Annotated in this window: 13 protein-coding genes; all 13 read right to left on the reverse strand. The window is 74.9% G+C overall.

What is annotated here, in order from left to right:
• Positions 1-128 precede the first annotated feature (128 nt).
• The 13 genes from ElP_RS10920 to ElP_RS10980 all read right to left on the reverse strand — a co-directional run bounded on the left by ElP_RS10920 (position 129) and on the right by ElP_RS10980 (position 21554).
• Complete coding sequence (locus ElP_RS10920) at positions 129-425, reverse strand: hypothetical protein (protein ID WP_145269194.1); 297 nt, start codon at positions 423-425, stop codon at positions 129-131.
• A gap of 14 nt (positions 426-439) precedes the next feature.
• Positions 440-919, reverse strand: a complete 480-nt coding sequence (locus ElP_RS10925; protein ID WP_145269196.1) for a hypothetical protein — start codon at positions 917-919, stop codon at positions 440-442.
• Between the two features lie 135 nt (positions 920-1054).
• A complete protein-coding gene (locus ElP_RS10930) occupies positions 1055-2608 on the reverse strand; it encodes a glycerol-3-phosphate dehydrogenase/oxidase (protein ID WP_197446885.1) in 1554 nt (517 codons plus the stop codon).
• A gap of 104 nt (positions 2609-2712) precedes the next feature.
• Positions 2713-3633: an SDR family NAD(P)-dependent oxidoreductase gene (locus ElP_RS10935; protein ID WP_145269198.1), complete on the reverse strand. Its 921-nt coding sequence runs from the start codon at positions 3631-3633 to the stop codon at positions 2713-2715.
• Between the two features lie 68 nt (positions 3634-3701).
• The gene (locus ElP_RS10940) at positions 3702-4400 is read right to left on the reverse strand and encodes an ABC transporter ATP-binding protein (RefSeq protein WP_231749655.1); all 699 of its coding nucleotides are present in this window, start codon (positions 4398-4400) and stop codon (positions 3702-3704) included.
• Complete coding sequence (locus ElP_RS10945; RefSeq protein WP_145269200.1) at positions 4393-5511, reverse strand: ABC transporter permease; 1119 nt, start codon at positions 5509-5511, stop codon at positions 4393-4395. Before ElP_RS10945 ends, ElP_RS10940 begins: the two co-directional genes overlap by 8 nt.
• 32 nt (positions 5512-5543) lie before the next feature.
• A complete protein-coding gene (locus ElP_RS10950) occupies positions 5544-6386 on the reverse strand; it encodes a class I SAM-dependent methyltransferase (RefSeq protein WP_145269202.1) in 843 nt (280 codons plus the stop codon).
• Between the two features lie 29 nt (positions 6387-6415).
• A complete protein-coding gene (locus ElP_RS10955) occupies positions 6416-7234 on the reverse strand; it encodes a class I SAM-dependent methyltransferase (RefSeq protein WP_197446886.1) in 819 nt (272 codons plus the stop codon).
• 34 nt (positions 7235-7268) lie between these two features.
• Complete coding sequence (locus tag ElP_RS10960; RefSeq protein ID WP_231749656.1) at positions 7269-8036, reverse strand: SDR family NAD(P)-dependent oxidoreductase; 768 nt, start codon at positions 8034-8036, stop codon at positions 7269-7271.
• Positions 8037-8047: 11 nt separating this feature from the next.
• On the reverse strand, positions 8048-8902 hold the full coding sequence (locus tag ElP_RS10965; protein ID WP_145269208.1) for an alpha/beta fold hydrolase: 855 nt from the start codon (positions 8900-8902) through the stop codon (positions 8048-8050).
• Between the two features lie 15 nt (positions 8903-8917).
• Positions 8918-9190: an acyl carrier protein gene (locus ElP_RS10970; RefSeq protein WP_145269210.1), complete on the reverse strand. Its 273-nt coding sequence runs from the start codon at positions 9188-9190 to the stop codon at positions 8918-8920.
• Complete coding sequence (locus ElP_RS10975) at positions 9187-13932, reverse strand: polyketide synthase (RefSeq protein WP_145269212.1); 4746 nt, start codon at positions 13930-13932, stop codon at positions 9187-9189. The genes ElP_RS10970 and ElP_RS10975 overlap by 4 nt, the downstream gene beginning before the upstream one ends.
• Positions 13929-21554, reverse strand: a complete 7626-nt coding sequence (locus ElP_RS10980) for a type I polyketide synthase (RefSeq protein ID WP_145269214.1) — start codon at positions 21552-21554, stop codon at positions 13929-13931. Before ElP_RS10980 ends, ElP_RS10975 begins: the two co-directional genes overlap by 4 nt.
• Positions 21555-21766: the final 212 nt, after the last annotated feature.

A 21766-nucleotide genomic window follows, 5' to 3' on the forward strand; every position in this document is an offset into this window, starting at 1 on the left:
AGTGGGCGTCCCGATTTCCCGCACGCTTTTTCTCGATCATATCTCGGATCGCCGGTGCGCATGGCCGGGCAACCCGGGGGCGCCGCCGGCCGGCTCGATGCGGTTGACGGGGGCGACGGCCGGGGCGATCAGCCGGGGCCGTCGGCCCCGGGACGCGACAGCGTCAGGTTGCTCGCCGACCAGGCCGCCACGACCGACACCAGCAGCGCCACCGACAGGTAGGCCAGCAGCCGGGCCCCCACCGCGATCGACACCGGGTGTGCGGTCTTCGCCGTCGGGAACGCCAGGGCGGCGACGATCTCGTACGCGGCGACCGCGGCCGCCGCACCCAGCACACCGCCGAGGGCCGTCCGCAGCCCCCGACGCCACCCGTCCAGCCCCAGCCCCAGCGCCAGCCCGCCGCACAGCCCGGCGGGCAGCCACATGCCGCCGTGCATCATCAGCGGGCGGAGCAGGTCCTTGGAGAAGGCCTCGTTCGACGCCCGGAACGACTCGTGGAACCCCCGGCACAGCGCGAAGGTCGCCAGCGCCCCGGCCGCCCCCCCAGCACCATCCCCAGCGCCCCCGCGGTCATCCCCCGGGACCGGGAGCCCCCCGAGAGCCCCCCGGCCAGCCCCAGGCCCAGGCCGAGCAGGCCGGCCAGGGCGCCGTACCCGGCGACGGCCTGCCGGGTCGTGTGTTCTTCCTTCTGGCGGTAGACTTCCGCTGTGGAACTCTGGATCGAGCCCCTCAGCTCGTCGCTCATGTGGAAGGCCGGCTCGAAGGCGACCCTCGCCGCCTCCCCGACACCCCAGGCGAGCAGCCCGGCCAGCAGCCCCGCCGACGCCGCCGACGCCCCGAGCCGACGCCCCGGCGCCTTCGGCGTCGAACCGACATCCGAAACTCCCCGCGCGACGGGCTCAGGATTGGTTGGCTCCATGGACACGTCTCCGAGATGCCGAATTGTCGAGCGGTCGATCCCGCGTCCACCCCGACCGGGAGGGATCCCGATCCTATCGGCCGACCGCCGGCGGGGCCACCGGGAATCCGGGACGTCCGGATCGGCGGGGGGATCTCAGGACGGCCCGACGAGGTAGGCCTCGGCCAGCGCCTCGAACCGCCGGACCTCCTCCCGACGCCAGGCGTCGTCCCTCCCCAGTTCTCCGGCCAGGATCTCGGCGACCCGGGGGGCGGCCTCGACGGTCGCCTTCGCGTCCAGCAGCAGGGCCCGGGTCCGCCTCGCGAGCACGTCCTCGACCCGGCAGGCCAGCTCGAACCGGGCCGCCCAGGCGACCTCCCCGACCCGGTAGGGGAGGTCCGGATGCAGCGGCCCGTCCCAGCCGGGGCGGGACCGGAGCAACGCCTCCACCTCGGGGGCGTCGGCCCCGTAGCCCGACAGCGGGCCCCCGACCGGCGCGTCGGACGCCCCCCGGAGCCTCAGCGTCTCGGTCGTGCTCGGTCGCTTCGGCAGCCCGCCGACCGTCGCGGCCCGGTCCACGGCGTCGGCGGCCATCACCCGGTAGGTCGTCCACTTGCCGCCGGTGATCGTGACCATCCCCCCGCCCGAGGTCATGACGGCATGTTCACGAGACAGCCTCGAGGTCGGCCCGCCGCCCCGGCCGAGCAGCGGCCTCAGCCCGGCGAAGGTGCTCCGCACCTCGTCCCTCCTCGGCGCCCGGGCGAGGTAGCGTCCGGCGTGGTCGAGCAGGTACGCCACCTCCTCGGCCGACGGGCGGGGCTCGACCTGCGTCCCCTCGACGGCCACGTCCGTCGTCCCCAGGAGGACCCGACCCAGCCAGGGGATCAGGAACAGCACCCGGCCGTCGTCGGTCTTCGGCACCATCAGGGCCGCTTCCCCCGGCAGCACCGAGCGGTCGAGGACCAGGTGCGACCCCCGACTCGCCCGGATCAGGGACGGGGTCCCGGGATCCTCCAGCCGCCTCACCTCGTCGGCGAAGACCCCTCCCGCGTTGACCACGACCCGGGCCTCCACCCGCAGCAGTCCCCCCGACTCCTCGTCGATCGCCTCCACCCCCACCACCCGGCCCCCCTCACGGACCACCCCGACCACCGGGGCCCGATTCAGGGCGATCCCCCCCAGGTCGACGAACGTCCTCAAGAGCGCGATCGCCAGACGGGCGTCGTCGAACTGGCCGTCCCGGTAGGCGATGCCGCCGAGCAGCCCGTCCCCCTTGAGCGTCGGCACCAGCCCGGTCGCCTCCCCGGCCCCGACCCGCCTCGACGCCCCGAATCCCCGGTCCCCGGCGAGCAAGTCATATGCTTTCAGGCCGATGCCATATTTGAGCAGCTCGAACCGTCGATACGACGGCACCAGGAATTCCCGGCTCCGGACCAGGTGCGGCGCGTTGGCCCTCAGGAGCCCCCGCTCTCGGAGCGCCTCGTGGACCAGCCCCACCTGGCCGCGGGCCAGGTAGCGGACCCCGCCGTGGACGAGCTTCGTGCTCCGGCTGGAGGTCCCCTGCGCGAAGTCCCTCGCCTCGACCAGCAGCGTCCGATACCCCCGGGCCGCCGCGTCGACCGCCGTCCCCAGGCCCGTCGCCCCGCCGCCGACGACCACGACATCCCAACGCTCGCCGCCCCGAGCCGCCTCGATCATCCGGCTTCGCACCGCACCCCTCCTCCGGTTCGGCCCCCCGAGCATCCCTGGAACCATACCGGGGCGGGCAACGCCCCGCCTCCCCCGGATCGAGGACCGGCCGGGGATCCGACCGATCAGCGGCCGGCCGGCTCCCCCCCGTCCGGGCCCGTCGACCGCGCGGCGGCCTGCTCGCGCTCGACCCGCCGGATCATCGCCGAGACCGAGACGTCCGCCAGCCACGGGAAGGCCCCGAAGAACGCCCCCATCACCCGGACCGGCCAGACCAACCGACGGGGCACCGCCGCCCGGGCCCGGGGTGCGTCGATTAGCGCCGAGATCCGTCTCGCCGCCGAAGCCACCGGGATGGTCATCGCCCCCGGCGGCCGGTCCCGCATCGCGTTGTAGACCGACCCCATCGGCGGCCTCCCCAGCAGCCCCCGCTCCCGGCCGCCGAGCCGCCCCACGGCCTCGAAGAACTCCGTCTCCACCGGTCCCAACTCGACCAGGCAGACCCGCACGCCCCGGTGTCTCACCTCCCTCCTCAGGGCGTCCGACCAGTACGACAGGGCCGCCTTCGTCGTCCCGTAGGCCCCGAGCACCGGGCTGGCCAGGCCGACGATCGCCGAACCGATGTTCACGATGACGCCCCTGGATTCGACCAGATACGGCATCGCCAGCCTCGCCAGCATCATCGGCGCCGTCAGGTTCACCTCGACCTGGGCCCGGATCGCCCCGGGTTCGCACCGGCCGAAGTAGTCCGGCAGGCCGATCCCCGCGTTGTTCACCAGCACATCCAGGCCCCCCAGCCGATCGACGGCCGCCTCGACCACCCGGGCCGGGGCCTCCGGATCGGCCAGGTCTTCCGCCAGGCAGAACGCGGTCCCCCCCAGCCCCCGGACCTCGTCGGCGACCCTCCCCAGGCGATCGGCCCGCCTCGCCACGAGGGCCAGGCGGTCCCCACGCCTCGCCCGCTCTCTCGCCACCTGGGCCCCCAGCCCCGCCGACGCCCCGGTGATCACCACCGCTTTCCCGCCCCGATCGTCGCCCGTCCCCATCGTGCCCATCCCCTGTCCAGCCCGCCCTCGACCACGGGATCCCGACGCCTCCGACCGCCCTCGCCCGATCAAGGCTCGACGATCACCCCGTCCCTCAGCCTCACCTCCCGGGTCGCCTCCCCCGCCACCTCCGCGCTGTGGGTGACGACGACCAGCACGATCCCTCGCTCCCGCCTCAGCCTGGCCAGCAGGCCCAGGATCTCCCGCTCCGAGACGGAGTCGAGGTTGCCGGTCGGCTCGTCGGCCAGCAGGAGCGACGGCCCGTTGGCCAACGCCCGCGCGATCGCCACGCGCTGGCGCTCGCCAATAGAAAGCCGCCTCGGCTCGTGCCCGAGGCGGTGCGAGAGCCCGACCTCCTCCAGCAGCCGGCGGGCCCGAGCCGGCCGCTCCGCCCGGGGCACGCCCCCGGCCATCATCGCCACCTGCACATTCTCCATCGCGTCGAGGGTCGGGATCAGGTGGAACGACTGGAAGACGAACCCGACCTCCCGCGCCCGGAAGTCGTCCAGGTCCAGCTCCCCGAGCGGCCGGCCCCGGTACGAGACCGTCCCGGAGGAGGGCCGGTCCAGCCCCCCCAGCAGGTGCAGCAAGGTGCTCTTGCCGCACCCGGAGGGCCCCGTGATCGCCACGAACTCCCCCGGCGCCACGGCGATCGACACCCCCCGGAGCGCCCGGACGCCCCCGTCCTCGTAGGTCCGGGTCAGACCCTCGCCGCAGAGCAGGGGGGGGCCCCCCGGCCCCTCTCCCATCGATCGGGATTCAATCATGCCGGAGCGCCTCCGTCGGTTCCAGCCGGGACGCCCGGACCGCCGGGTACAGCCCCCCCAGCAGGGTCAGCCCCACCCCCAGCGCCAGGCCGACCCCCAGCACCACCGGCGACAGGTTCGGGTCGATGAACCCGCGGGATGTGGGCGACAGGGTCACCGCCCTCGCCCCCCCGAACGCGAGCGCCGTCCCCAGGAGCACCCCCAGCAGTCCCAGCGCCGCCGCCTCCCCCATCAGGAGCAGGACGATCCGGCTCCTCCGCCATCCCAGGGCGCGGAGCAGGCCGATCTCCGAGGTCCGCTCCGTCACGGCCATCGCCATCGTGTTCAGCAGGCCGACCGACCCCAGCAGCAGCGCGATCCCGGTCGTCGCCGCCGCCATCGCCCGGGCCAGGCGGAGCTGGATGTTCCCCGACACGTAGTCCCGGGCCGGGGTCGCCGCCACGCCCCCCACCCTCCGCTCGATCTCCCGGCCCAGGGCCCCCGGGTCCGTCCCGGGCTTCGCCACGACGACGAACCCGGTCACCTGGCCCTGCCTCCCCATCATCCGCTGCAATTCCCCGAGCGGCATGACCAGCCCACCGTTCTCGAACAGGCTCTCGCTCTCATAGACGCCCGCCACTTCGAACGGCTCCCCGGCGATCTCCACCCGGTCCCCCACCCCTTTGCCCAGGTTCAGGGCCAGCACCCGCCCCAGCAGCACGGCCGCCCCGTCCCCCTCCCGCAGGCCCCTCCCATCGACTATCGTCAACCCGTCGATGAGGAGCCCGCCCGGCTCCCAGCCGTTGGCCAGCACGCTGACGAGGTTCGCCCCCTCGAACGAGACCGAGTCCATCAGCGAGGGGGCCAGCTCGGCCACCCCGGGGATCCGCCGGATCGCGCCCGCCATCCCCTCGTCGAGCGTGCTGGAGAGCTGGTCGCTGATTCCCGCCCGGACGACGATCAGGTCGATGCCCCGGGACCGGTAGATCGCCTGGAACGCACGCTCGAAGCCCATCGAGATCCCCGAGAGCAGCATGACCGCCGACACCGCGACCGCCAGGCCGACCGTCGTGAGGGCCGTCCGCGCCGGCCGGCCTCTCAGGTTCCGAACGATGAACCGCAGATATCCCATCGGCCACTCCGCCCCCGTCCCACGCCGGCCGATCAGCCCGGCACCCGTCCCGAGAAGACGTACCCCATGCCCCTCCAAATCCGCTCGAACCGGCACCCCGGCAGCACCCCCCGGGCGATCCCCTCCACGTCGAGCTTCCGGTGCCGCTCCACCATCGCCGCGAAGTCGTCGCCCAGGTTCATCATCCTCGACACCACCCAGCGCTCCACCCCCGGCATCCCCATCCTGCGGAAGGGCAGGTAGTCGGTCAGGTCCGGCACCTCGTCCGACACCACGATCGTCCCCCCCGGCCTGACGGCCCGGGCCATTTCCCGGAGCGCCCGCTCGGGATCATTGAAATAGTTGAACGCGCCGATGCTCAAGGCCGCGTCGAAGCGACCGTCCCGCACCGGCAGCTCCTCCGCCTGCCCGAGCACCAGGGAGAGCGCCCGGTCCCCCGACCGCCCCCGGCAGGCCCGCAACTGCACCTCGGACACGTCCACCCCCACGACCGACCAGCGCGCCGGCAGCCAGGGCAGGTACACCCCGTCGCCGATCGCCACGTCGAGCAGGGCCAGGTCGTCCCCCTCGGGCAGGTGTCGCAGCACCTTCGACCGCGCCCGACGCTCGCCCCCCAGGTTGACGAACGTGAACCACTCCCAGAAGCGGAACTTCGGCCAGAGCGGCCCGTCGTAGAAGGCCCGGGCCACCTCGTTGTTGTCCGAGGCCTCGTCCCGGGCCACCACGATCCCGTCCCGGACCGGGTACGAGGCCCCGCACGACCGGCAGGCGATCGGCCCGCCGGCCCCATCCCCCTCGGCATCGCCCCCGCAGGAGAGGCAGCGCCAGACGTCGGCGAGCGTCTCGGGAATTTTACCTGCAATCGATGCGGACATGACGAGTTCCTCCTTCGAGCCCCGATCGTTCACCGATCCACGACGCAATAGCCCAGCCCGCCCCAGATCCGGCGCCACTCGGCCCCCGGCAGCACGTCCCGGAAGACCGGGCGCAGGTCTCTTGGCAGCGCGAACACCATCTCGACGAACTCGGGATCGAGCCCCAGCCCCCGCAACCACCAGCGGTCGATCCTCGGCACGCCGATCAGGTGGCCGATCCCCATCCGGCAGAGCCAGGGCTGCTCGTCGGCCACGATGACCGGCCCCCCCAGCCGGGTCACCCGACGCAACTCCCGGAGGGCCCGCTCGTGGTCCTCGAACATGGTGAACCCTCCCACGCAGAGGCTCGCGTCGAAGCTCCCGTCCGGGAACGGCAGCTCGGACGCCTGGGCCCTCGCCAGCCGACCGGCCATCGACGGGAACCGGCGCAGGCATTCGTCCAATCGGGCCCCCGAGTGGTCGACCCCCACCACCTCCCATCCTCCGGGCAGGAATTCAAGGTTGTCCCCGTCGCCGATGCCGACCTCCAGCAGCCGGCTCGACCCCGATCCCGGCAGGTGCCGGAGGATCGGCCGCCTCGCCCTCCGGCTGCCGCCCTGGATCGCCAGGAACCGCCGCTCCCAGGGCCGGAACCGCTCCCAGGCCGGGCCGCCGTAGAACGCCTCGGTGATCCGGTCCCGGCCGACCAGCGGCCCGATCGCCTCCACGATCCCCCACCGCTCGGGGTACGACCGCCCGCAGCCGGCGCAGGACCCGCACGGACCGACCGCCCCCCGGCAGCCCAGGCAGCGCAGCAGGCCGCCGAGCGGTGGCGGTCGATCGGTACTCGGGGGAGAAACCTGGGGCACGTGGTCGGCTCCTTCGATGCTCGGGCCGGCGATCTCAGAACTCGACCGTGAGCGCCTCGGGCCCGGCCCGGTCCATCATCTGGTCGTAGAGGCGGTTCGGCATCCGCCGGAGCAGCCCCATGCCCAGGGCCGTGCCCATCGGGAAGGTCGAGTCCCGGGGCCGACGGTCGATTGCCCGGATGAGATGCCGGGCCGCCTGCTCGGGCTCCATCATGGAAACCGGCCGGCGGAACGGCGTCCCCTCGGTCATCGCCGTCCTCACGAACCCGGGGTAGACGGTGGTCACGCCGATCCCCCGGCGCTTGAGCGCCGGCCGCAGGCCCTCCAGGTAGGTCGTCAGCGCCGCCTTCGACGCCGAATACGCCGCCATCCACGGCATCCCCCGGTATCCGGCCACGCTGGAGACGCCGACGATGTGCCCCGCCCCCCGGGCGATCATGCCCGGCAAGACCGCGTCGATCGCGTTCGCCACCCCCACCACGTTCACGTCGAGCATCGCCCGGAGCGCCCCCGGGTCCAGGTCCGGCAGGAGCGTCAGGCCCCCCACCCCCGCGCATGCCACCAGCACCGACACCGGCCCAAGCACCTCCTCGATCTCCGACGCCGCCCCCCGCATCGCGGAGAGGTCGGTCACGTCGGCGGATCGGGGCGCGATCGCATCGCGATGCGACCTCAACTCCTCGACGACCGATGCCAACGCCCGTTCATCCCGATCGATCAGGCCGAGCCGGTCCCCCCGCCTCGCCAGGGCGATCGCCGTCGCCCGGCCGATGCCGTTGCCGGCCCCCGTCAGCAAGATCACGCCGGGAGACCTCATCGGCCGACCCCCACTTCCCCGGCGGCAGTCACCTCGTCCAGGAACGATCGGATCGCCGCCAGGAACGCCGACGGATTCTCCTCCGGTGCCCGGTGCTGCGCCCCGGGCACCAGCACCCTCCGGCAATCCGGCAGGTGGTCGGCCAGGTACTCGGCCGTGGCCAGGAACGGCGACGCCTCCCCGTACAGGGCCAGCACCGGCGCCGAGATCGACGCGATCCGGTCGGCCGTCAGCCCGGCGTCGGCCTTCGAGTCGTCGCCGCAGGTCGTCCGGCAGAGGCGGAGCAGCCGCTCCGTGGCCGGCAGGCCGACGGCCCTCCGAAAGCGGAGCATCCCCTCCTCGTCCAGGTGGGAAACCTGGTCGAAGAACTTGCCGAGGTCATACCAGTATTCATCCGAGAGCAGGACCCCCGCCCCCTCGGCCTCCCTCCGGAAGTTCTGCCAGTGGCCCCATCGGCTCAGGTCCTCCAGGTGCCGCAGGGCGGGGAAGTACGGGTCGGAGAGGACGATCCCCTCCACCCGGTCAGGCGCGAGCACCGCCGCGTGCGCCGCGATCACGGCCCCGAAGCTGTGGCCGACGAGCACCCCCCGTTCCGCCCCGATCTCGTCCATCAGCGCGATCACGTCCCCCGCGTGGTCGGCCGAGGTGTACCCGGACGGGGGCACGTCGCTGTACCCGTGCCCTCGCAGATCGAACGCCGTCACCCTCCTGCCCCCGGCCAGCTCCTGCATTGCCCGGCAGAGGAACCAGATCGACAGGTCCCCGGTCACCCCGTGGATCAGGATGACGTCCGGCCCCGCCCCGGCCTGCTGCACGTGCAGCGACAGCCCGTTCACCGCTCGCCTCGGCATCGAATCGACCTCCGCTCAATTCCCGAGGTGTCGGGCCAGGAACTTCGCCAGCGTCCCCATCGTCAGGTCGCGGTCCTTCCGGGACCCCAGCTCCGCCATCAAGTCGCCGAAGGGCAGGGGGCGGCCGTAGAAGTCCTGGAGCGACTCCCCCAGCACCACCGCGTCGATCGACGCCAGGCCCAGGTCGGCGAAGAACCGGGTCTCCGCGCCGATCGGCCCGGAGTAATCCCGACCGCCGAAGTCGGCCAGGACCCCGGCCAGGTCGTCGAGAATCTCGGATTCGCTCATCGCTCCGCCCCCCCCCGGACGAACCAGGCGAGGGCATACCCCTCCCGGGTCGTCGTCCCTACGTCCAGTCCGCCCCCCGCCAGCCCCGGGCAGGCCGAAGCCAGCCCCGTGCCGAGCCGGGCGGCCATCATCCCCGACGCCGGGTCGATGGCCGTCACCTCCACCCCCCTCGGCCCGTCGATCATCCCCAAGCCGGTCGCCTTGGCCACCGCCTCGCGGGCGCACCAGAGCCGGGCGACCCACTCCGGCCGTCGCTCTGCGTCGAAGCGGTCGAGCAACGCCCGCTCCCCCGGCCCGAAGGCCAGGTCCTCGAAGGATCCCGACCGGGGCGTGATCCGCTCGACGTCGATCCCCACCCGGGCGCCCGGATCCCGGCTCGCCAGCGCGACCGCCACCCCCTCGGTGTGCGAGATCGACAGGATCGGCATGTCCCGGCCTCCCGGCCCCACCCCGGGGAGGAGCACGGGGCGGCCCGACTCGTCCGGCTCGATCGTCAGGTCGGCGGGATAGAGGTGCCCCCTCCCCTCGGCCAGCCAGAGCCGACGGGCCGCCTCCTTGGCCGCGATCCGCCCCCAGAGCCGGAGCGTCCTCCTCCGGTCCGACCCCTCGGGTCGCAGGCACCCCGCCCGCTCCCGGGGGGAGAGCTGCACCCGCTCCAGCACGTCCCGCCAGACCGGACGCCCCATGTCCTCCGGCGGCCGGAGCCACACGGCGGAGGTTCCGGCAGGCAACCCCGCCAGACCGATCGGCTCGCCGAGCAGGATCCGGTCGGGCTGACGGAACAGGTCCCGGTAGCGCGCGGGCCAGTCGAACCGCCAGTCCTCCCAGTCGCGCAGCCGCATCCAGACCCGCCCATCCGGCCGGAGGATCTCCGCGTCCGCCCGGACCCTGTGGCGATCGACCGCCGTCACCTCGATCCGGCAGGGCACGTCGGCCCCCTCCGGAGGGTCCTCGCCGAAAAACTCCAGCCTGCCCATCCGGAGCGGGAAGATCACGTCCCCGTCGGCCAGCCGGTCCAGGCCCCAGCAGCCGAGCAGGTGGGTGAACGCGTCCAGCACGATCGGGTCGGTCAGCGGCATTGGGGCCCCTGCCTCGCGCCGGAGGGCGCCCCTCGGGAGCACCCGGAGCGTCCCCTCGATCCCCCGGTCCGACACCTCCCCCACCCCCACCACCCCCCGGAGCGCAGGGCCGTGGAAGAGCCACTGCTCGCCGTAGAGCGACTCTGCGGTGAACCGGGACGCCTCCGCCTCCCCCAGGTCGAACGGCGAGGCCCCCGGCGCCCCGGGGCGATCCCCCGATAAGACCACCACCGCCTCCATCTCCGGCCGATCCCCCCTTGGCCCCGGCCGATCGGCCCGGCCCCGATGGAACAGCCCCGCCCGTACCTCGCCGGGCCGGTCGGGATCCGCCTCGGCGACGATCTCCAGCAATGTCGGCGCGTCTTCATATCTGACCCACCGACGCGCCCTCACGTCCCGCAGCCCCACCAACACCCCGCCGGGCACGAGCCGGGCCGACGCCTCTGCCAGCATCTCCGCCATCACCGTGAACGGCAGCACCGGCAGGCCCTTCATGTCCGAGTCGATCGCCGAGATCCGGCGGCCGCCGAACGTATGGGCCTCGGCGACCGGGTCCCCCTCCGCGTCCAGGATCCGGCGGACGACGCAACGCCCGGCCGTCGCCTCGATCGCCGCCCCCTCCCGGGCCCCTCCCGTGACGCCCCGGCCCGGGGCGGGCCCCAACCCGACGGCGACGCCCTCGCCCCGAGTCGAGGTCCCCGCCCCCGCCTCCCGTCCCCCCGGGACGGAGACCTCACGCGCCGGGGCCGCGGGGGCATCCCAATCGGCATCCACGGCGAGGCGAGCGTCGGGGCCGACCTCCCCCCACTCGTCCCGCCTCCCCGGCGGTCGACTCGGCCGGCTCCCCCCCGGATCCTCGGGCCGGAGGCCCGCCCGGGGCCCGGGGGATTCGGGCCGCATCGTCACCCCCCTCGCCCCGGTCGGCGGCCCCCCCTCCAGGTCGACGGACATGGGGCGGCGGCGGGAATACAACACGGCCGGGTCGATCGTCGCGCCCTGCGCGAACAGCGACGCGACCAGGTGATTCAGTTGAGAGAGGCCCGATCGCCTCGGCAGGTTCGCGGCCACCGCGAAGGCGTCCCGCCCCCGGAGTGTGTCCTCGACGAACCCGGCGAGGTTCCCCCTGGCCCCCACATCCACGAACAGCCGGATGCCGTCGACGTGCATCGCCTCCACCGCCCGGCGGAACTCGACCGGCCGGGTCCACTGGGCCACCGCGAGCCGTCGCAGCTCGTCCGGCCCCCCCGACACCCGCCCCGCCAGGCAGCAGGAATATAGCGGGATCGACGGATCGCCGATCGGGATCGACTCGAAGAACGCCCGGATCGGCCCCATCGCCGGGCCGAACTCGGGGCAGTGGTAGGCCCGGGAGAACGGCAATTCCTCCACCGAGATCCCCGCCGACTTCAGGCGACCCGCCGCCTCCCGGATCGCAGCCGGCCCGCCGACGATCACGACCTGATGCGGGCAATTGTCCGCGGCCACCGCCACCGCCGTCCCGGCCGGGCTTCCCAGCAACGCCTCGACCCGAGACCGGTCGGCCCCCACGCCCAGCAGGCGGGCCTCCGGGATCGCCCCCGACCGCTCCAGCCCGGAGAACACGGCGGCCAGCCCGATGAGCCGGGCCTCCAGCCCGTCGTCATCCGGGATCGCCCCCGAAGCCACCAGCGCGGGGAACTCGCCGCTGCTGTGGCCGCAAACCGCGTCCGGCTCCAGCCCGAGCCGGGTCAGCAGCGTGTACAGCGCCCACTGAGAGCCGAGCACCACGTGCACCGCGGTCCCCGCCTCCCAGAGCGACGGGTCGACCCCGGCCCCGGCGCCGTACAGCCGGGCCCCGGGCGGGTCGATCGCGCCGGAGGCCAGCGCCATCCGGTCGATCCGGTCGAGACAGCCCCGGACCTCGGGGAAGTGCATGCACAGGTCGGCGAGCATCCCCGGATACTGCGACCCCTCCCCCGGGAACAGGAACGCCAGCCCGCCGGAGGCCCCCGCCGGCCGGTCCCAGTAGTACGCCCCCCGGGCGTCCCGGATCGACCCCCGCCCCGGGTCGTCCAGGCGCCCGGCCGCCGATTCCAGGCGCTCGACCAGGTCGCCGACCGACCGCGCCACCAGCCCCAGGCGGGCCGGGGCCCCGGCCCGCACCGCCTCCCCGTTCAGCCGGGCGGCGACGTCCTTCAGGTCGAGGTCGGGCCGGGCCCGGAGCCGATCCGCCAGCCGCCGGGCCCGATCGGCCAGGCCCGCGCGGTCCTCGCCGGCGAGCAGGACCGCCTCGTCGGGCCACCGGGGGAGGGCGCCCGGGACCTCGCGATCCGACCCCCCGTGCTCCTCGAGGATCACATGCGCGTTGATGCCCGAATGCCCCGACGCGCTGATCCCCGCCCGCCTCGGGGTCGGGAGCCCGCTGATCCAGGGGCGGCTCGACGGGTTGGTCGCCGACCGGGCGACGTCCCGGCCGGGCCGCGGTCGGGGATCCCCGGCCGCCGGGCTCGCGGGCAGGATCCGGTGGTGCAACGCGAGCGACGCCTTGATCAGCCCCGCCATCCCCGACGCCTCCCCCGCCGGCCCGACCACCGCCGACGCTGCGCCGAGCACCCGATCCATGCCCGACCCCGGGGGCGGGAAGGCCGCCCGGAGGGCCCGCAGCTCAGCCCGACCGCAGGCCGGCATCCCCGGCCCGCCCCCCTCCAGCAGGCCGACCGTCCCCGGGTCGATCCCCGACCGCCGGTAGGCCCGCCTGATCGCCCTCAGCAGGCCCCTCGCCCCGGCAGGGGCCGGATCCCGGTCCCCCTCGACGCCGCGATCGAGCCCCGCCCCCTTCACCACGGCGTAGATCCGGTCGCCGTCGCGCTCGGCGTCCCGCAGCGGCCTGAGCACGACCACGCCCACCCCCTCGCCCGGCATCGGCCGGGCCCGATCGGTCCGGGGGCGAGGGCCCCGGCCGTTGGCCCCGATCGGCCCCTCCCCGTCCGGATCGAGGTGCACCGCCCCCGCGATCGCCAGGTCCGCCCGGCCCGACGAGACCGCCCTCGCCGCCCTCGCCAGCGCCTCCAGGGCCGACGCCCCCCCCGCGTCGATCATCCGCACCGGGCCCAATCTCCCGGGCAGCCCGATCGACGGGCCCGACACGGCGTCGGCCCCCCCGGCGGCAGCCAGGGGAGGTGGGCCCCCCACCAGCCCGGCCCGCACCGCCTCTTCGTCCTCGGCCGACCACCCCGGGTGCAAGGCCCCCGAGATCGCCGGCTTCCGCCCTGGCACCCGGCCCCGTCGCCGCCGCCGAGCCGGGGCTCGGCCGTCGAGCTCGGCCCGCCGGCCGATCACCACCTCGACCCGCCTCCCCTCGGGGATCCCCTCGCCGAGCCCCGCGTCGGCCAGCGCGGCCCGGGCCGCGTCGAGCGCCAGCACGAGCCCCGGCCCCGATGCGTCCGACGCCCCCCACAGACCACCGACCGCATCAGGGCCCGACGCGATCGGACCGGCGAGGGCCCCGCCCGGACTCCGGTCGGCCCCGATCGAACCCGGATCCGGGATCGCACCCTCCTCCCCCGGGACGAGGGCCCGACCGGCGAGCACGTCGTCCCAGAAGGCGAACAGGTCGCCGGCCCCGGCGAACCGGCAGGCCATGCCGACGATCGCCGCGTCGAGCGGCCGGGGCGTCCGGCTCATCGCCCCACCCCCGCCGCCGCCGCGACGCCCCGGGCCGGGAGCGGGCCGTCGAGCCCCCCCAGCGCCCCGGCCAGGATCACCTCCACCTCGCCCTTGCGGCCGAACCTCAGCTCGTCGACCAGCGCCCGGGACCCCGACGCCGGGTCGATCATCCCCAGCCCCCGACGCCCGAGGTGCCCCTCCAGCTCGGATACCATCCCCACCCCCGACCACGGGCCCCAATTCAGCGAGACGACCCGCCCCGGCCACCGGCGGTCGAGCCACACCGCCAGCTTATTGAGCACCTCGTTCGCCGCCGCGTAGTCAGACTGGCCCTGGTTCCCGAACCGCCCGGCGATCGACGAGAAGAGCGCGGAGAACCGCAGCACATCCCCCCGGAGCAGGCGGGCCAGGTTCATCGCGCCGTCGACCTTGGTGCCGAGCACGGCATCGAAGGACCTCGACGTCTTGTCCCGGAGCAACTTATCATGGATCACCCCCGCGCCGTGGATCAGGCCGACGGGGTCGCCGAAGCGTCGCTTCCAGGATGCCAGGGCCTCGGCCAGCGCCCCGGCGTCTCGGACGTCCACCGACGCGTACTCGGCCACGGCCCCGGCCTCCCGGATCCGGCGGATCGCCCCCCGGATCTCCCGGTCGACGAGCAGCCGACGGCAGGAGCGGTCCAGCTCCCGGGGGGCGAGCCGCCCGCCCCCGCGCCGGGAGGCTTCGAGCAGGGCCCGCTTCAGCTCGGCGGCCGTCGCCAGGCCGGCCGTCTCCGGGCCCTCGCGGTCGGGGGGCATCGGGCTCGACCCGATCAGCAGGAGCGTCGGCCGCCATCGCCTCGCCAGCTCGGCCGCCACGGCGGCGCCGATCCCCCGGGCCCCCCCCGTGATCAGGATCGGCTCACCCTCCCCGACCTCGACGCCCGGCCGGTCGCCGGGGATCGGCCGGTCGGTCGCGCCCAGGCGGATCCGGCGGCCTCCCAGGTAGCCCACCTCGGGCCAGTCGTCGTCCGTCATCGCCTCGTCGGCGAGCCGGTCGGCCAGCAGGGGGGGCGGGTCGGAGGGCCGGAGGTCGACCACCCGGGCCCGGACCCCGGGCCACTCCCGGGCCAGCGTCTTCACCAGCCCGGCGACCCCCCCGTCTCCCGGGAAGAAGTCGGCGTCCGCCCCGCCGACCGAGGCGAAGCCGCCCCCCATCGCCGTCGCGGCGATCAGGCACGAGCCGCCCTCCCGGCTCGAACGCTCCAGGTCCTCCGCCGCGGCCCGGGCCAGGTGGAACAGGCCCCTGAGCGACGGATCCAGCCGGCCGGACCAGCGCGACGGGTCGAGGCCGGCCGGCCCGGGATCGCCGAGCGGTTGCGCGTGGATGATCCCCGAGACCGGCGACCCGCCCTTCACCCCGCCCAGCCATTCGGCCACCGCCGAGGGCGAGGCCGGGTCGGCCCACCCCGGCCCGGCCACCTCCACCGACAGCCCCGCCCCCCTGAGCCTCCCGGCCACCTCCCCGGCGACGCCCCTCCCGTCGTCGGTCACGACGACGATCCCCCCCGGCGCGAGGCCCGCCCCCTCCCTCCTCGCCGGGGCGTCCACCGCCTCCAGCACCATCCGGCGGGGGGGGCGGGCGGGGCCGTCGGCCCGGGCCGTGTCGCCCGGGTCCCGGCCCGTTTCTCGATCCCGTCCCGGCCCGCCCTCACCGGGGATGACGCCCCGGTCCCGATCGGGTGGGGCCTCGCCCGGACACGTCAGCGCCGACTCCACCCGCGAGACGATCTCCCCCAGCGTCTTCGACCGGGCCAGTTGGTCCATCAGCCCCGAGCCCCCGGCCTCGGCCATCCCGTCGATCGCATCGCGCAAACTCCCGAGGATCTCGATGCGTTTGATCGAGTCGATCCCCAGGTCCGCCTCCAGGTCGAGCCCCATGCCGAGCATCTCGGCCGGATACCCGGTCCGGTCCCGCACGATCGCCACCAACCGGTCCGCCACCGACCCGCCCGGCCGATCGGCGGGGTCGGGCGGGGGACTCGATTGCACCCCCGTCGATTCGTCGACCCGCCCCGACGCCCCCGGCTCGTCCCCGGGCGGGTCGCCCTCGGGCCCCGGGCCGGTCGGGTCGAGAAGGGGCCGGTCGCCCCCACCCGGCCGGGGGACCGTTCGAGGGGGCGGGGGATAATTGGCCGGGCCCACGGCCTCGTCACCCATCAGCTCGCCCTCGGGGCGGTGCCGCCCAGCATCCGGCTCCCATCCGGCCCCCTGCGGGTCGCCCGCCCTCGGGGCGTCGGGGACGCCAGGATCGAGGGACTCGGCGGGGGCGTCGGCGGGGGGGCGGCCCGAGAGGTAGGCGAGCATCGTCGACCGCTGCACCTCCAGGAAGGCCCGCATCGTCTCCTGGAACGCCTCCATCACCCGGGCCGATTCCCCGGCCCCGGTCCCGGTCCCGATCGGGGGCGTCGGAGACGGATGCCTCGCCGCATGACCGTTCCGCTCGGCGGCGGTGATCCCCGGCCGCCCCGATCCGTTCGTCTCACGAGTCACGTCGAATCGACCTCGCACCGTCCCCTCCCGAGGTCCTGTGCGTCCGCCGTCGACCACGCCGTCGGCCGAGACCCCTCGGGGCCCCGGCATGCGTCCGTCCCCATTCACAAGGCCCTTTTCGTCCTCCGCCCCGCTCCGAGGCAGGTCGGGTGCGCCGGGGACGGAGGCCCGATGGCCATTCGCCCCGTTGTTCCCATGACGATGCGAGGCATCGCCCGACGCTTCGCCGGGGGGCGGCCCCGGTAGGGCCATCCCCAGCCTCCTCGGCTCCGGGCCGGAGATCGGCCGGGCCCGGCTCCCGTTGACCAGCCAGGTTGAAGGCGGCGGGGCGGGGACCTCGTCCTCGGGCCGCTCGGGGTCGACGCGATGGGACCCGCGACGCCCCGTGAGCCGGGCCAGGCGGCGGACCGGCACGCCCCCCGAGAGCAGCCGGGCGAGCGCCGAGAGCAGCGTCGGGATCCCCCCCCGCCCCGGCGCGTCGGTCGGGGCGACGAGGTGGGGCCGATCCCCCAGGATCGAGCGGACCAGCGGCGAGAGGGTCGACCCCGGGCCGCACTCGATGAACGACCGCACCCCCGAGTCATACATCGATTCGATCATCCGATCGAACCGCACCAGGGACGCCAGGTGGTCCCCCAGCCTCCGGGCGATCTCGGCCGGATCATCGGGGTGCGGGGCCGCGTCGAGGTTGGAAAACACCGGAGAGGCCGGGGGCCTGGCGATCGCCTCCCGGGCCCGGTCGACCATCGGCCCGATCGCCCCCGAGACGACCGGCGCGTGGAAGGCCCCCCCGACGGGCAGGTCGAAGGCGCGGATCCCCTTCCCCCGGGCCCGGTCGATCGCCCGGTTCAGGGCGTCCCGGTCGCCCGAGATCACCGTCTGCCTCGGGCCGTTGAGGTTGGCGACGACCACGCCGTCGATCCCCGAGAGGATCGCCGCCGCCCGGTCGGCGTCGCAAAGCAGGGCGGCCATCGCGCCCGGCTCCGGCCCGGCGGCCCGGGCCATCAGCCGCCCCCGGGCCTCGGAGAGCCGGGCCAGCGCATCCACGTCCATCGCGCCGGCGGCGCAGAGCGCCACCAGCTCGCCGTAGCTGTGCCCGGCGAAGGCCGACGCCTCGACCCCCAGGGCCTCCAGCAGGTTCCACATCCCCACCGAGGCCGCCCCCACGGCCGGCTGGGCGGCCTCGGTGGCCGTCAACTCGTGCCGGGCCCGGTCCCGTCCCCGGTCGTTTAGGGTCGTCGGCGGGAAGACCATCGGCCCGATCGGGCGGCCGCCCGAGGCGATCAGTGCCGCGTCGAACGCCTCGAAGCCGAGCCGGACCTCCTCGAACGCAAGCGTCAGGTCCCCCAGCATCTCCGGCCGCTGCGCCCCCTGGCCGGGGAAGAGCAGGGCCACGCCCCCCCCGGCGAACGCGGGTTTGTTCGAGAAATGAACACCTCGGCGATCGTCGAACGTTTCGTCCCCCCGGGCGATCGCCCCCCGGGCGGTTTCCATCCGCTCCCGGAGTTCCTCGACCGACCCGGCGACGATCGCCAGGGTCGGCCGGTCGACCGCCTCGGGGTCGAACCGCAGCGCGAGCGCGTGGGCCAGGTCCCGGGGCCGGGGCCGGGCTCCCTCGCCGATCGAGGCGATCAGGCGGTCGACCCGGCCGAGAATCGCCTCGCGGTCCTCGTCCCGCCAGACGAACAGCTCGGCGGGCCACTCGTGCTGCGGGTCGGGCCGGGGGGAGGGGTCCCCCTCGTACGATTCGAGGACGGCGTGGAAGTTCGTCCCGCCGAAGCCGAAGGCGCTCACCCCGGCCCGCCGGGGCCCCCCCGAGGCGTGCAGCCAGGGGCGGGCCTTCGTGCCGACACGAACCGGGCCGTCCCGGAGGTCGAAGGCCGGGTTGGGCCGCTCCACGCCGATCGTCGGCGGCAGGGCCCGGTGATAGAGCGCGAGCGACGCGTTGATGAGCCCCGCCAGCCCGGCGGCGCACTTCGTGTGGCCGATCATCGACTTCACCGAGCCGACCACGCACGACCCCGGGGCCGCCCCATGTTCCCGGAGGAACCCGGCCAGCGCCCCCACCTCCACCTCGTCCCCCACCGCCGTCCCCGTCCCGTGCGCCTCCACGTAGCCGACGCTGGCCGGCGGCACCCCGGCCTTGTCGTAGGCCCGGCGGAGTGCCCGGGACTGCCCCTCGCCGTTGGGGGCGGTCAGGCCCCGGGCCCGGCCGTCGCTGGAGGAGCCCAGCCCCTTGATCACGGCGTAGATGCGGTCGCCGTCCCGCTCGGCGTCGGCCAGGCGCTTCAAGATCAGCACCCCCATGCCCTCGCTGATGACGATGCCGTCGGCCGAGGAATCGAAGGGGCGGCAGCGGCCCCGGGGGGAGAACGCGTGTGTCTTGCTGAATGCCAGGTACGTGAACGGATTCTGGACCGTGTCCGCCCCGCCGAGGATCACCACGTCGGCGGCGCCCGTCTCCAGCTCCCGGACCGCCAGGCTCGCCGCCGCCAGCGACGACCCGCAGGCGGCGTCGACCGTGTAGTTGGCCCCCCCCAGGTCGAACCGGTTCGCCACCCTCCCGGCGGTCACGTTCAGCAGGAAGCCGGGGAAGGCGTCCTCGGTCCAGGAGGGGAGCAGGGGCTCGGCCGCCTCCCTCGCCGCCTTCCCGGCCTCGGGGGCCACGGATTCGAGCATCGGCAAGTAGGAGCGGAAAGCATAGCCCATCGCCAGCTGCGCCGCCCCGCCCCCCATACCCAGCACGACCGCCGTCCGCTCCCTCGGGAACGGCCGATCGGCGTACCCGGCGTCGTCGAGGGCCGCCCGCACCGCCTCCAGCACCAGCAGCTGCGCCGGCTCGATCGAGGGCAGGCTGGAGGGCGGCATCCCGTAGCGGAGCGGGTCGAAGGGCACGTCGGGCAGGAACCCTCCCCACTTCGAGACGACCTTGTCCGGCGCCTTCGGGTCCGGGTCGTAGTAGGGCCGCCAGTCCCAGCGGTCGGGCGGGATCTCGACGATCGCGTCCACGCCCTTCAGGGTATTCTCCCAGAACGACCGGATGTCGGCGGCGCCAGGGAAGATGCCCGACATGCCCACGATCGCCACGTCGGAGGGTCGCTGCGAGTCCGCCGAGGGGTCCCCGACCAACGTCTGTTCGAGCAGGGCCGACGCCCCCGAGCAGATGTTTTCATGCAATTCGTCGATGGTCGTCACCCGATCGCGCAGGGTCGCCACCTGGCCGATCATGTAGAGGCCCCGGCCGTACTGCTCCTCCTCCGCCAGCGGGCGGAAATCCTTCCCGTCCCGGTCCATGCCCTTGCTCGCCACCCGGAGCCGTCCCACGTTCAGGCGCTCCAGCGTCTCGCGGACCTCCTCGGCCGGGGCCCCGGCCTCGATCAATCGGCGCCGCTCGGCCTCGAAGTGGCCCGTGAACGGCGAGGGCACGGCGCGGACCTCGTGCCCCGGCCCGGTCGGCAGCAGGACCGTCTCCCGGCAGGAGAGGGCCTCGCGCTGGAACCTCGGGGCGATCGCCCCCGAATCGACCGCCTCCTTCGCGAACAGGTAGGCGGTCCCCACGAGCACGCCGACCTTCACCCCAAGCCCCGCCATCGGGGAGGCCAGCGCGGCCACCCCGGCGGCCGACCTCGCGTCGTGCACCCCGCCGGCGAACAGCAGGTGCAGCGAGCCGGGGTCGGCCACGACACCGGAGTCGATCGCCGAGCGGATCTCCGCCGCCGCCTGCTCCCAGAGCACGAGGCTCGACCTCGGCCCGACGTGCCCGCCGCACTCCCGGCCTTCCAACACGAACCGCCGGGCCCCGTCCCGGAGGTACTGATTCAACAGCCCCGGCGAGGGGGCGTGCAGGAACGTCCGGATGCCGAGCCGCTCCAGATCCTTCGCCTGGTCGGGCCTCCCCCCCGCGATCAGGGCGAACGGCGGCCGGGACTCCCGGACGGCCTCCAGCTGCCCCGCCCGGATCTCCGGGTCGGCGAAGCCGAGCAGCCCCACGCCCCAGGGCTTGCCCCGCAGAATCTCCGCCGCCTCCGAGAGCAGCGACGCCGCCTCGGGCCCCTTCAACATCGCCAGGGCGAGCATCGGCAACGCGCCCCCGTCGGCCACCGCCAGGGCGAAGGCGGCGGTGTCGCTCACCCGGGTCATCGGCCCCTGGACGATCGGGTATCGCGTTCCCAGGGCCTCGGCCATCGGCGAGCCCTTCGCCAGCGGCCGGAGCGTCGAGGCCAGGCGGATCCCCTCGTCGATCGCCCCCTCCACGGCCCCCACGATCCCGCCGACGGTCCGGAACCGCCCCGCCAGCCGCGCCGCGAAGGCGGCATCCTGGCCGAGCGGCCGCGCCCGGCCGGGTCCCCAGCCCACCAATGCGGCCTCGGCCCGGGCCCACGCCTCGCCCCCGATCGCCGCCGCCTCGCGCAACCGGGCCACCGCGTTTGATCCGGGGGGGGCGTCGACCCGCACCCTCGGGCCGCCGTCGGGGCCGATCATGGCCGTCTCGCCGCCGTCGAGCCGGGCGACCCGGTCGCGGTCGGCCTCGGCCAGCGGAGACTCCTTCGCCAGCAGCAGGGCGCCGTCGAGCACCACCCCGGCCGCCCCCATCGCCACCACGGCGGCGGCCGACCCCGGCCCGATCCCCCCCCGCACCCAGGCCCGAGCGACCCCCTCGCCGAGCACCGCCTGGAGCAGCACCAGCGACGACTCCTCGCCGCACCGCCCGCCCGCCTCCAGCCCCGAGACGATCACGCCGGCCGCCCCGGCCGCCGTCGCCGCCAGGGCCGACTGCCGATCCGTCACCTCGGCCAGCGCGACCCGCCCCCGGGCCGACACCCGGCCGACCGCCGCCCGCCAGTCCGTCCCTGGCCCCCCCCGGCAGACGACCGCCGCCAGCCGATCCGGCCAGGCCCCCGCCGCCATCCCGCCCGGGGGCAAGACCACGCCGAACGGCCGGTCCGCCCATCGACCGGCCTGCTCCAGGGCCTCCCTGACTTCCCCGTCGTCGGCCCAGGTCAGGTCGAGCAGGCCGAGCGCGCCCGCCCGGCCGCCCGCCACCAGGGCGGCGATCCCTCCCGGCCCGCCGGGGGCCAGCACCAGGACTCGGGGACACGATCCGATCATCGCCTCGTCGCTCCTCGGGGCCCCGCCCCCTCGTCGTCGGATCGAGGCCCGAACCGGATCGGCACCGCCCCGCCCCTCGCCCGCCACGGGGCCTCCCGACGCCCCGGCCCCGACGGGCCCGTCCCGCCCTCGTCCCGGGATCCTCCGGGATGACGGCCCTCCACCTTCCTCGAACTGTAAAGATACAGCGAATGAGCAATCTGGAGAAATTC

It is taken from the genome of Tautonia plasticadhaerens, assembly GCF_007752535.1.
Taxonomy (GTDB): Bacteria; Planctomycetota; Planctomycetia; order Isosphaerales; family Isosphaeraceae; genus Tautonia; species Tautonia plasticadhaerens.

Bases quoted from the DNA above. Each gene is read 5' to 3' on its own strand.
- ElP_RS10920 (WP_145269194.1), bottom strand. From the start codon at position 425: ATGTGGCTGCCCGCCGGGCTGTGCGGCGGGCTGGCGCTGGGGCTGGGG.
- ElP_RS10925 (WP_145269196.1), bottom strand. From the start codon at position 919: ATGGAGCCAACCAATCCTGAGCCCGTCGCGCGGGGAGTTTCGGATGTC.
- ElP_RS10935 (WP_145269198.1), bottom strand. From the start codon at position 3,633: ATGGGGACGGGCGACGATCGGGGCGGGAAAGCGGTGGTGATCACCGGG.
- ElP_RS10940 (WP_231749655.1), bottom strand. From the start codon at position 4,400: ATGATTGAATCCCGATCGATGGGAGAGGGGCCGGGGGGCCCCCCCCTG.
- ElP_RS10945 (WP_145269200.1), bottom strand. From the start codon at position 5,511: ATGGGATATCTGCGGTTCATCGTTCGGAACCTGAGAGGCCGGCCGGCG.
- ElP_RS10950 (WP_145269202.1), bottom strand. From the start codon at position 6,386: ATGTCCGCATCGATTGCAGGTAAAATTCCCGAGACGCTCGCCGACGTC.
- ElP_RS10965 (WP_145269208.1), bottom strand. From the start codon at position 8,902: ATGCCGAGGCGAGCGGTGAACGGGCTGTCGCTGCACGTGCAGCAGGCC.
- ElP_RS10970 (WP_145269210.1), bottom strand. From the start codon at position 9,190: ATGAGCGAATCCGAGATTCTCGACGACCTGGCCGGGGTCCTGGCCGAC.
- ElP_RS10975 (WP_145269212.1), bottom strand. From the start codon at position 13,932: ATGAGCCGGACGCCCCGGCCGCTCGACGCGGCGATCGTCGGCATGGCC.
- ElP_RS10980 (WP_145269214.1), bottom strand. From the start codon at position 21,554: ATGATCGGATCGTGTCCCCGAGTCCTGGTGCTGGCCCCCGGCGGGCCG.